Consider the following 11,454-nt stretch of genomic DNA (forward strand, 5'->3'; position numbering starts at 1 on the left):
TAATTAACAGAATATTAAAAATAATACAGTTTAGATTTTTGTGAGATGACCTGAAAATTCAGAAGCAGCGAGCGGCTTTGTAATTACCTTCGCGAAACACCGGGATAGAACCTTAAATTCCTCTATCCCTGATAAGAATATGAACTTAAAGAAACTAACCTTTTTTACAGCTCTGCTGTTTTCCTCTACTCTTTTTGCCAAGAATATTCCTATTCAGAAAGCAGCTTTAGTTGGCGACCGGATAGTGGAATTTATCCCTGCAGGTTTTGATAAAAGTAAGACCCCGTCACTAATCCTGAAGGAAGAACCGCTGGCAAAAGGAAGTGTTCCTCGCAATTGGAAACTGCGGCCAACCTTCACAATTAATGATAACAAAGCAGCTGCCTACATCAATCTTCCGGCAGGCATCAGCCTTTACGGTGGTGGTGAGGTTACAGGTCCACTCCTACGAAATGGAAAGACAATTAAACTTTGGAATACCGATAGCGGAGCTTACAGCGTAGAGGAGGGGAAAAGGCTATATCAAAGCCATCCCTGGGTTATGGGCGTAAGACAGGACGGTACAGCCTTCGGAATTATCTTCGATAGTAGCTGGAAGGCCGAGCTTCAAACTGAATCGAACCAGATCCAGTTCAGAACAGAAGGAGCGCTTTTTCGCACCTATATAATTGACAGGGAGTCTCCGCAGGCGGTGTTGAAGGGCTTGGCAGAACTAATTGGTACTATTGAAATGCCACCCCTATGGTCCTTAGGATATCACCAATGCCGTTTTTCCTACCTAACAGAACAACGAGTTCGAGAAGTAGCTGATACTTTCCGTTCAAAAAAGATCCCTTGCGATGTAATATGGATGGACATTGACTATATGGATGGTTACCGGGTCTTTACATTCCACCCTAAAAACTATCCTAATCCTACAGCCCTGAATAAAGACCTGCATCAAAAAGGGTTTAAAACCGTTTATATGATTGATCCGGGAGTTATGGTAGATAAAAACTACGGAATCTACAATTCAGGATCGGCAAGTAATGTGTGGGTTAAAAATAATGATGGTTCAGATTACACTGGCAAGGCTTGGCCGGGCGACTGTACCTTTCCCGACTTTACAAATCCTCAGGCACGAAACTGGTGGTCGGGTCTTTATAAAGACTTTTTGGCTAAAGGAATTGACGGAGTATGGAATGATGTGAACGAGCCTGCCATTAATGATAATCATCTTCCTGAAAGTCAAAGAACAGGCACAATGCCAACCTCGATTATCCATAAAGGAGGAGGAGATCTACCGGCAGGTCCGCATCTTTTGTATCATAATGCTTATGGCCGCCTAATGGTTGAAGCTAGCCGTAAGGGGATAATTGATGCAAATCCTAATAAACGTCCATTCCTTTTAACACGATCTAATTTACTAGGAGGTCAACGGTATGCAGCTACCTGGACGGGCGATAACCTTGCCAGTTGGGATCATCTAAAGCTCTCCGTCCCTATGTCGATAACCCTTGGCCTTTCGGGACAACCGTTTAACGGACCAGATATAGGAGGATTCCTTGAAAACACTTCAGGAGAGCTGTGGGCAAATTGGCTGGGATTTGGGGTATTCATGCCCTTTGCACGGGGACATGCCTGCGCCGGCACTAATGATAAGGAACCATGGGCTTACGGAGAGGAAATTGAAAGGAGTTCCCGAATAGCCCTTGAGCGTCGCTATCGCCTCCTGCCCTACCTATACACCCAATTCTATAATACGTCGAAAACAGGATTACCGGTAATGGCTCCGGTATTCTTTGCAGATGCAAAGGATCTAAAGCTTCGGAATGAAGAACAGGCATTCTTAATGGGCGAAAACGTTCTGGTTATTCCTGCCTTTGCTAAGAATCCCGCCCTTCCCGCAGGTATTTGGGAGGACCTGAGTCTGGTAGAAGGCGACATGACAGATAAATATCAGGCAAAACTCAAAATTAAGGGAGGATCGATCATCCCGGCAGGAAAAATAATCCAAAACACTACCGAGAGATCTTTTGATCCGTTAACACTGCTTGTTTGCCCGAACAAGAAAGGAAGTGCAGAAGGGCAGCTCTATATTGATGCCGGAGACGGCTGGGGATTTAAAACAGGAGACTACTCACTTTTAAGTTTTAATGCAAAAAGGGTCGGTAATACCGTAAATATCAAGTTAGCAAGTAAAGCCGGAAAGCGAGATGCCTATAAAGAGATCCAAAAGATCAATGCAGAGGTATTGATAAACGGCAAGGTATACAGAGGGAGTGGTAGTTTGAAGAGCGGGATTCAGGTTTCTCTGGCGAAATAGATTTAGCAAGCGGTTCTTGCTAGATCTATCTTTCCTGCAGCCATTCAAAGACGCAGCCCAAAAAATCTGCGTCTTTGCATTTTTGCCAAAGTTCCTATCCTTGGTCCTTACGAGAGTATTTTGTAACCACAAACCGAATGATAACTTTGAGATTGAAATAAGATTTACAGGATTTAGGGAGCTTCAAGGTATCACATATGTTCTATAGCAAACTTCTTTTTACACTATTACTATTACTTACTGCGGGTATTGGTAATAGTGCTTTTTGTTTATCAAGTAAAGACAGCTTGCTCCGCATCCTGGAAAACGAACTGCAAAACAAAAACTATGACCGGCAAAAGGAAGCACGACTCGATAAGATCCGGTTGTCGGTTACCAGGTCGTCAAACCTCAGCTTTGCTCGTCGCTATCAGCTTTTTAACACTATCCTTCAAGAGTATCTGCCCTATCAATTTGACTCATCCTATGTTTACGCAGTGAAGATGATCGAGGAAAGCGAGAAAAGCGGAGATCAAGTTCATTTACAGGAGAGCAAGCTGAAGTTACTTCATGTCCTCACTACAGCAGGCCTATTTACCGAAGCCCGGGAGCTTTTATCCGGATTGAGAGAAGAGGACGTCCTACCGAAACTTAAAGGCGCCTATTACGAAAATAAAGCACGATTCTTCGAAACCCTCGCCAATTACAATAACGATGCCTACTACGCAGCCAGGTACCGTCAGGAAGCTGAAATAAACTTCAACAAGATGTCGAAAGCTGCTCCTCCGAATACCTTCGAACAGGCTCTTAATAAGGCGGTGCCTGGCAATAATAACAACCGCCCTTCTGCAGGTTATTATCTTCACTTTATCACACATAGCGGACTTACCAAGCACGGCATTGCTATGGCAGCTATGCGCCTAAGTCATTACTATTCAGGAGATGACAGGATAGCTTTCCTGGCCCTGTCTGCTATTAATGACATAAGAGCTTCTACTAAACATACACAGGCAATTCTGAGATTAGGAGAAGAACTGTATAAAGCAGGGGACCTGAAAATGGCCTATATATGTATCAATAAAGCTGTTTCTGACGCTGCTTTCTATAATGCCCGCAGTCATAAGATCGACATTCAGAACATCTTACCACTAATTGCGGGAAAAACGATAATGGAAACAGAGCGCCAGCGCAACAGATCCATTATCTATTCTTTAGTGTTTGCGATGATCGGGATAATTGCAGTAGGGATCATCATCATCGTCTTTATCCAGCTTAAAAAAATAAAGGTTAACGAGCGACTAATCCAGGAACAGAATGAGCAGCTTGCTTCTATCAATTCGAGATTGATGGAGCATACCCGCATAAACGAAGAATACATTGGGTTTTTCTTCAAGAAATCATTCTCCTACATAAGCTTGCTGGAGAAATTAAAAAGGACCGTGGAGCGAAAGATCAAGATGCAAAAATTCGATGATGCCCTTGAAACCATATCATCTCTGCAAATTACCCGGGAGCGCGAAGAACTGTACAATAACCTTGACCAGATCTTCCTGAAGTTGCTTCCTGATTTTATTCCTGCTTTCAATAAATTACTGAAACCCGAAGATCAGATCTGGCCACAAAAAGAAGAATCTTTGAATCCTCTGCTGCGCATTTTTGCCTTGATACGACTAGGTATCAAAGATGACGAGACCATCGCAGGTATATTAGATTATTCCGTGAGTACTATTTATACTTATAAGATGCGTATTAAGGGCAAATCAATTATAAAAGGTGAAGAATTTGATAAAAAATTAATGGATATAAAATTTATTGATCAGTAATCACCAAAAAAAGAGAATAATTGTCATTGTTTTTATTCTATATTAGCTTAACTAACCAACACTAAAGCCGATTCTAATTTTATGCAGTGGGGAAATTTATCCGAAGTAGCTGAAGGGGATCTGATAAAGGGACTGCAAAATGGAGAGGTTCTTTACTTCGAGAAAATTTACGCGAAGTACTCCTCCAGATTGTACACTTCCGCTTATAATATCCTACGGAATAAGCAGGTTTGTGAGGATATCGTCCAGGAGTTGTTCATTGAACTTTGGGTGAAAAGAGAAAAACTGCAAATTCAAAACCTAAAATCCTACCTCTACACTGCTGTAAGAAATAAGGTTCTTATGACCATCCGCTCGGGTAAGGTTGTCTTAGATCTTGAGGTAGTTGAAATGTTGGTGAGCGAGTATGATGCAGACAATGGCGTTCTTCAAAAAGAACTACAGGAAAACCTTGAAAAAGGTATATCTGAGCTCCCCGAGAAATGCAGGGAGGTATTTGTTCTTAGCCGTAAACAGCAGTTAAGTCACAAGGAAATAGCAAACCTCCTTAATATATCGGTAAAAACAGTTGAAAATCACCTTACCATTGCACTAAGGCGTCTTAGGGCCTCAATGGCTGATTTCCTACTGCTGGTCATCTCGATGTTGCCACTATTTTTGTAATATATTCCTCGTAACCTGCAAAGACGCATTAGACGCAAAGACCTTGCGTTTAAGCATCCCTGCGACAGCCTTCACCTATCCTGGTATAGATAATTCCTAAGGCCCGGGGTCACCCATCAAAATAATTTCAAAAAAAACCACCATCTTTTAGGGGGTATGTCAGTTTCCTGCATCATACATATAACAATGGAAAGGAACCAATCAAAACCAACATCCGGAAAATCATCAGACAAAAAAGGAATGGCCTTTTTGGAAAGCCTTATCACCAAATATTTCAAGCACCAGAGCGAAAAAGATTCTGACTATCACATTGAAGATCCATCATTCAATAAAAGTGAAGTTTACAACAAAGTGTTAAGCGGTATTGGCGAAAAGGAAAGAAAGTCCCGGCTGCTGATCCATTTATTGCGAATTGCGGCATCCGTGCTGCTTATTTTCAGTCTGGCTACCGTCTTGTATATAAAAAACGATGATATCAGCGGCTGGGTGAATCCGGTAAAAATGGTGGAAACGAAATCTTCCAAAGGACAAACTGTGCTGGTGAGACTCCAAGATGGAAGTCGTGTATGGCTTAACGCAGATAGTAAATTAACGTATCCTGAACACTTCGACGGAAAAAAGAGGGAACTGCAACTTGTCGGCGAAGCTTACTTTGAGGTAGTCCACCTAGAAAAACAGCCCTTTATCATACGCTCTGGCGATGTCAAGACGGTAGTTTTAGGTACCACTTTCAATATCAAGGCCTACCCTAACAATGAAAAAGTGGAGGTTACCGTGCTTACCGGAAAGGTTGCCGTAGTTACACCTTCAGGCGAAAAAGAAACCTTAAAAACAGTCTTCGTCACCTCCAATCAAAAAGCTTCTTATGTAGGGGATGAGATTGAACTACAAACCAGTTCTGTAAAAGCAAAAGAAACTATAAGTTGGAAAGAGGGAAAAATGGTATTCCACAATACCCCGCTTCTAGAGGCAGTGGCAGAAGTAGAACGAAAATATAATATACAGCTAAACTGCAGTGACAAGATCAAAGATTGCACTGTCACTACAACTGCTGACCTGAACAATGAGGGTCTGGATAAGGTGCTTAAAGTTATGGCAACAATGGTTAACGGAGCCGTTTCTTACCACAATGGCGTCTATCACCTGGAAGGAAAAGGCTGCGACTAGCAGCATTGAATAAACTAAACAATTCATTAACCAATTAAACAAACCTCCAAACATGAAGAAAGCAGATACTTAAACAAATAAACCCGGTCCATTTGACTGGAACGGGTTTTTAAGATGTGACCAGAAATCAGAGATGTACCCGCCGACCTGAGAAATCACAGGTGCATTTCCTATCCGTACACTTTAACGAATTAAAATTATGAAAAAATCTCTATTACTTTCTGATAGAGCTAGTGATTATTTATGGATAATTATGAGATACAGCGTTATTCTAGGTTGTATTATTTTTTGCTTCTGTACGTTTGCCTTTGCTAATTCTTCCTTCAGCCAAAGAGTACTAACCCATAAAGTAACGGCTGACCTGCATAATGTAACTCTTGAAAATGCTCTCGAAACGATATCCTCATCTGCCGGAGTAAAAATTGCTTACAGCAACCAGGTTCTGAAGAAAACTGCTATCGTAAACAAAGAATTAAAGAATGAGAGTTTAGGTGAGGTGCTCACCAAGCTACTTACTCCTGCCGGTCTTTCATATTCTGTAGTTGAAGATGTGGTGGTTATTGTAAAACTGAGTGAGATCAATAATGACCTGATGCTTAAAGAACTTGCTGCCGAACGTGAGATACGCGGAATAGTAACTGACAGTAGTGGCGTTGGCCTTCCTGGCGTTTCTATCATGGTTAAGGGAAAACCAGGCAATGGAGTAGCTACAGACCAAAATGGAAACTTCCGGATCAGGGTGGATGATAAAGCCATCCTGGTATTAAGAATGGTTGGTTTTATTACACAGGAAGTAGCTGTTGACGAGCGCTCTTTTTTTACCTTGCGACTTAGAGAAGATGTTGCAGCCCTGAAAGAAGTGGTGGTTGTTGGCTATGGAACGCAAAAGAAAACCAACATTACAGGAGCCCTTAACTCCGTATCAACTGCCGAGCTGGTACGTACACCAACTGCCAGTCTTACCAATACACTTGCCGGCCGCCTTCCGGGACTCGTATCCATCCAGGGAAGTGGCGAACCTGGTGCTGACGGATCAGCACTATATATTCGGGGTTTTGGCTCGTATAATGGGCAAAGTCCACTGGTACTGGTTGATGGGATAGAAAATGCTATCGACAGGATCGACGCAAATGAAGTTGAAACAGTAACTGTGCTGAAAGACGCAGCAGCCACTGCCGTATACGGTATGAAAGGAGCAAATGGTGTTATCCTGGTAACTACCAAACGTGGTAAAGTAAGCAAGCCGGCTGTTTCACTTACATCGCAGCTATCTGTACAACAACCGACGCGGATCCCGGAATATCTTGATTCCTACAATGCATTAAGTCTTTATCGAGAAGGTTTGATCAATGACGGATTAAATGCAAACCTTTATACCGACGAGTACCTGAATAAATTCCGCGACCGAAGCAATCCTACCTACCAGTATTTGTACCCAAATACAAACTGGCAGGATGAACTGTTAAAGCCTAACTCACTTATGTACCAGACTAATCTAAACATTAGCGGAGGTACACCCAATACTAGGTACTTTGTCTCCATGACCTACCTCAACCAGGACGGCCTATATAAGTTTGAAGACCTGAGCGATTATAATATCCAGGCAAAGCTGAACAAATACAACTTTAGAAGTAACGTGGATATAGACGTCACTAAACACCTGGCCCTTGAGTTAAACCTGGCAAACGTGGTAAGAGACCGCAATTATCCTAATGAGAGCGCAAGCGACTTCTGGAACCAGTTACGGGTTACACCACCATGGTTATACCCTGTTACTAATCCCGATGGGTCCATTCCGCAAAAACGTGATGCACCTGTTAACCCTTACGGCCGTTTAACGCAATATGGATATAAAAGGCTGTTTGAAAATACAATGGGTGCCATTGTAGGCTTCAATCTTAAATTACCTTTTATTGCCAAAGGCTTAAGTACCAGGGCTCGCTTAGCGTTTGACTCACAGAATTACCGTGATATTACGAGAAAAAGGAATTACTCCACTTACCGCTACACTATCGACGAGAATCAAACCGACCTGAGCAAGGGTGTTTATGAAGAGATGAGCACTGGAGATCAGCAACTGGAATTTGACCTGGCTGCTAACGGGAGCCGTAAATCTACCTTCGAAGGTTACCTGAACTACGACCGGACTTTCGCGGGAAAACATTCCTTACAAGGAATGATCCGGTATAACCAGTCGCAAGACTTTCGAGGTACCAGCAGGGACGAAGGCGGAGTTTCGGCCTTAGCCTATAAGCAAATGGGAATAGTGGGCAGGATTAATTACACGTACGACAGACGTTACGTTGCCGAGTTTGATGCCGGCTACAACGGGTCAGAGAACTTCAGGACCGGAAGACGGATGGGCTTCTTCCCTGCCGGATCTTTGGCTTGGGTAGTATCCAACGAAAAGTTCCTAAAAAACTCCCGTACCTTAAGTCTCCTCAAATTTAGGGGCTCTTTTGGTACCGTTGGTGTGGATAACAGCTCGAGCCGTTTTCCATATATCAGCACATGGAATACAGGCGCCAATAACGGTTACAGATTTGGTATTGACGCTGATGGAAATGGCTATAGCGGAGCTCAGGAAAGAATTGTTGGAAACCAGTTCCTTACATGGGAACGCGCCAGAAAGACTAATATCGGGGTTGACCTGGGCTTCTTCAAAGGCTCACTAACCTTAACCGGAGATGTGTTCCAGGAACATCGTACAAAGATCCTTACAGATGCCCGCACTATTCCTGATGTATTAGGTATTGAAACACTTCCAAAAGTGAATGCCGGAGTAGTAGACAACAGAGGTTTTGAGTTAGAACTGGGCTGGCGCAAATTGATCGGGCAACACTCTATGTTCTTAAGAGCAAACTACTCCTTTGCTAAAAATGAGATCAAATATGCGGCAGAGCCCGAATACGCTTACACTTACCAGGCACTTAAAGGAACACAGATCTATGAAGCACAAGGTTTGATCGCACTGGGATTGTTTAAAGATCAAGCGGATATCAACAATAGCCCATCACAAGCTGGGTACGGCAAGATCCAGCCGGGAGATATCAAGTACTTTGACCGCAACCAGGATGGAATTATTAACTCTCAGGACCGGGGCTATATCGGGGAAACTTTAAGACCAAAATCAATGCTTGGCTTTACCCTGGGATATGGATACAAATGGTTCGATGTAAATGTGCTTTTCCAAGGAGCTCTTGGAGGATACAACTGGCTAACCGGCACCTCCGCCTGGGCATTCTCCAGAAACAGTGCGATACTGGCCGATTACAAGGATAATCACTGGACACCCGAAAACCTGGATGCTACTTATCCAAGGATCTCTTCAGCAGATAATGTAAATAATAACCAAAACTCAACATTCTGGCTGCGTTCATCTGATTACCTGCGCCTGAAGAATGTGGAAATAGGCTATACAATTCCTAAATCTATACTTAGAAAGATCAGCCTCAAAAACGTAAGAGTTTTCGCCACTGGTGTGAACCTATACACCTGGGATAAATTCAAGATCTATGACCCAGAGATCCCTGATGGATTCGGCAGCTACCCGCAGCAAAAAGTAGTGAACCTCGGTTTTAATGTTACCCTATAATAAAAAGGAAATGAAAAAGATATCACTGTTTCTGTTGTCCATTTTCTTGTTGGCAACGACGTCTTGCAATAAATACCTTGATGTAGTCCCTGACGAGTACGTAACAGACGACGATGTATTTAAAAATATAAATCTTGCTGAACAGGCCTTAGCTCGTTTATACAATGCTTTCCCTGACGAAACAGGTAGTACAATAACCGCCTATACCGACGAGAGTTACCATCATTGGACAGATAACGGCGGCGCTTTAGATGCCTACAAATTTAATCTGGGAACCTGGAGTACAGTAGATAATCCTATGGGCAATTGGAGTGGCCGTTACCAGGATATCCGCCGGGCCAATATCTTCATCGAAAGGATTGAAAGTGTGCCAATCCCGCTCGACCGCAGCGAATATTACCAGACCTGGGCTCCCCGTTACAAAGCGGAAGCAAGGTTCCTGCGTGCGATGTACTATTTCGAATTATTTAAAAGGTACGGAGCTGTTCCCCTTCTTACCTCTGCTGCAAGTATCGATTTAAATCAAGCCGCCAGCACGAATGTCGAACGTAATTCTACGGATGAAATAGTTAATTTCATCGTATCAGAATGCGATGCAATAGCTCCATCCCTGCCACAAACACAGGAGCCATCACAGGTTGGCCGTGCTACAAATGGTGCTGCCTTAGCCTTGAAAGCAAGAACATTGGTATATGCTGCTAGTCCCTTATTCAACGGAAATCAACTTTACAAGAACATTACCAATAAAGACGGCAAGCCTCTTTTCTCCCAATCGTACGACAAGGAAAAATGGAAAAGAGCTGCTGACGCCGCAATGGATGTAATTAATTTGGGAACCTACTCACTGTATTCTCCTTTCCCAAACAACCCGGTTCAAAACTATGCAGCGCAATTCCACACACGAGATTATACCGAATCTATCTTCCAGAGAATAAAAGGAAATGATACGGGACTGGATGGAAACTGGCTGCCTAACGGACCTCCCTTTAAAGGTAACGGACAGTTCACCCCGCTTCAGGAATTAGTAGATGCATACGAGATGAGCAATGGTTACCCCATCAACGAACCCGGATCCAACTATCAGAGTTCTGGATTCTGGAGCGGCCAGTTATGGGACGGACTAAAATGGCAGAATGTATCGAACATCTCGAATATGTACAAAGACAGGGATCCTAGGTTCTACGCCAGTATCTTCTTCCAATATGATGTATGGCGCTTCGATGCAACCAAACGCGGAATGAAATTTGCCTTCTGGGGTAATGGCAACGGGAGAACCGATGGATGGGCAAACGGAAAAGCCGGAACAAATCCATGGGGATATAACATCCGGAAATTCCTTTCACCAGAATATGATCGTAATGCCAATACAGGAACCGCTAAAAGGAACTGGCCGGTATTCCGGCTGGCCGAAATGTACCTGATCTATTCGGAAGCAATGAACGAATACCTCGACGCTCCAGATGCCCGGGTGTACGAATATATCAACCGCGTGAGGGCAAGAGTAAATATGCCAGCATTACCTATCCTTGCTGGCGACAGGACTAAAGATGGCATGAGAAGCAGGATTCAAAACGAGAACCGTATTGAGTTTGCTTTCGAAGCTCATCGCTTCTGGGATGTAAGAAGATGGATGATAGGCACAACGGTAGACAATAAACCGGCACACGTACTGAATGCAAAACCTTCAGCAGCAGAACTTACTGCTACCGGCATCACCGACATCAACAGCGAAGAAGCAGGGGTGGCCGTGTTTTACAAACCGGTGGTTATCCAAAACAGAGTTTTTGAAGCTAAGCATTACCTGATGCCGATCCCTCAATCGGAGATCGACAAGGATCCGGGGCTTGTCCAAAATTATGGTTGGTAGCTGTCTATAAGTCATTTTTATCTTTCTAATCCTGTTATAGTATAAGCTGTAGCAG

General features: G+C 43.3%; 6 protein-coding genes. All 6 read left to right on the forward strand.

Translation table 11 applies throughout. The annotated features are described in order from the left end of the window. Positions 1 to 139 precede the first annotated feature (139 nt). The 6 genes from J4N25_RS05350 (at position 140) to J4N25_RS05375 (ending at position 11,399) form a co-directional block, all read left to right on the forward strand. Complete coding sequence (locus J4N25_RS05350) at positions 140 to 2,305, forward strand: TIM-barrel domain-containing protein (protein ID WP_207421109.1); 2,166 nt, start codon at positions 140 to 142, stop codon at positions 2,303 to 2,305. A gap of 197 nt (positions 2,306 to 2,502) precedes the next feature. Further along, entirely contained in the window at positions 2,503 to 4,107 is a 1,605-nt protein-coding gene (gene susR / locus J4N25_RS05355) for a SusR family glycan utilization regulator (protein ID WP_207421110.1), read from the forward strand. An 81-nt stretch (positions 4,108 to 4,188) separates the two neighbouring features. Continuing rightward, positions 4,189 to 4,770 carry an RNA polymerase sigma-70 factor gene (locus J4N25_RS05360; RefSeq protein ID WP_207421111.1) on the forward strand — a complete coding sequence of 194 codons (582 nt, stop codon included), beginning with the start codon at positions 4,189 to 4,191 and terminating at the stop codon, positions 4,768 to 4,770. Between the two features lie 186 nt (positions 4,771 to 4,956). After that, on the forward strand, positions 4,957 to 5,937 hold the full coding sequence (locus tag J4N25_RS05365; protein ID WP_207421112.1) for a FecR family protein: 981 nt from the start codon (positions 4,957 to 4,959) through the stop codon (positions 5,935 to 5,937). Between the two features lie 199 nt (positions 5,938 to 6,136). Continuing rightward, positions 6,137 to 9,532 (forward strand): SusC/RagA family TonB-linked outer membrane protein, encoded by a 3,396-nt coding sequence (locus J4N25_RS05370; protein WP_207421113.1) that lies wholly within the window; start codon positions 6,137 to 6,139, stop codon positions 9,530 to 9,532. Between the two features lie 10 nt (positions 9,533 to 9,542). After that, positions 9,543 to 11,399, forward strand: a complete 1,857-nt coding sequence (locus J4N25_RS05375; RefSeq protein WP_207421114.1) for a RagB/SusD family nutrient uptake outer membrane protein — start codon at positions 9,543 to 9,545, stop codon at positions 11,397 to 11,399. Positions 11,400 to 11,454 lie beyond the last annotated feature (55 nt).

The organism is Desertivirga brevis (assembly GCF_017355835.1).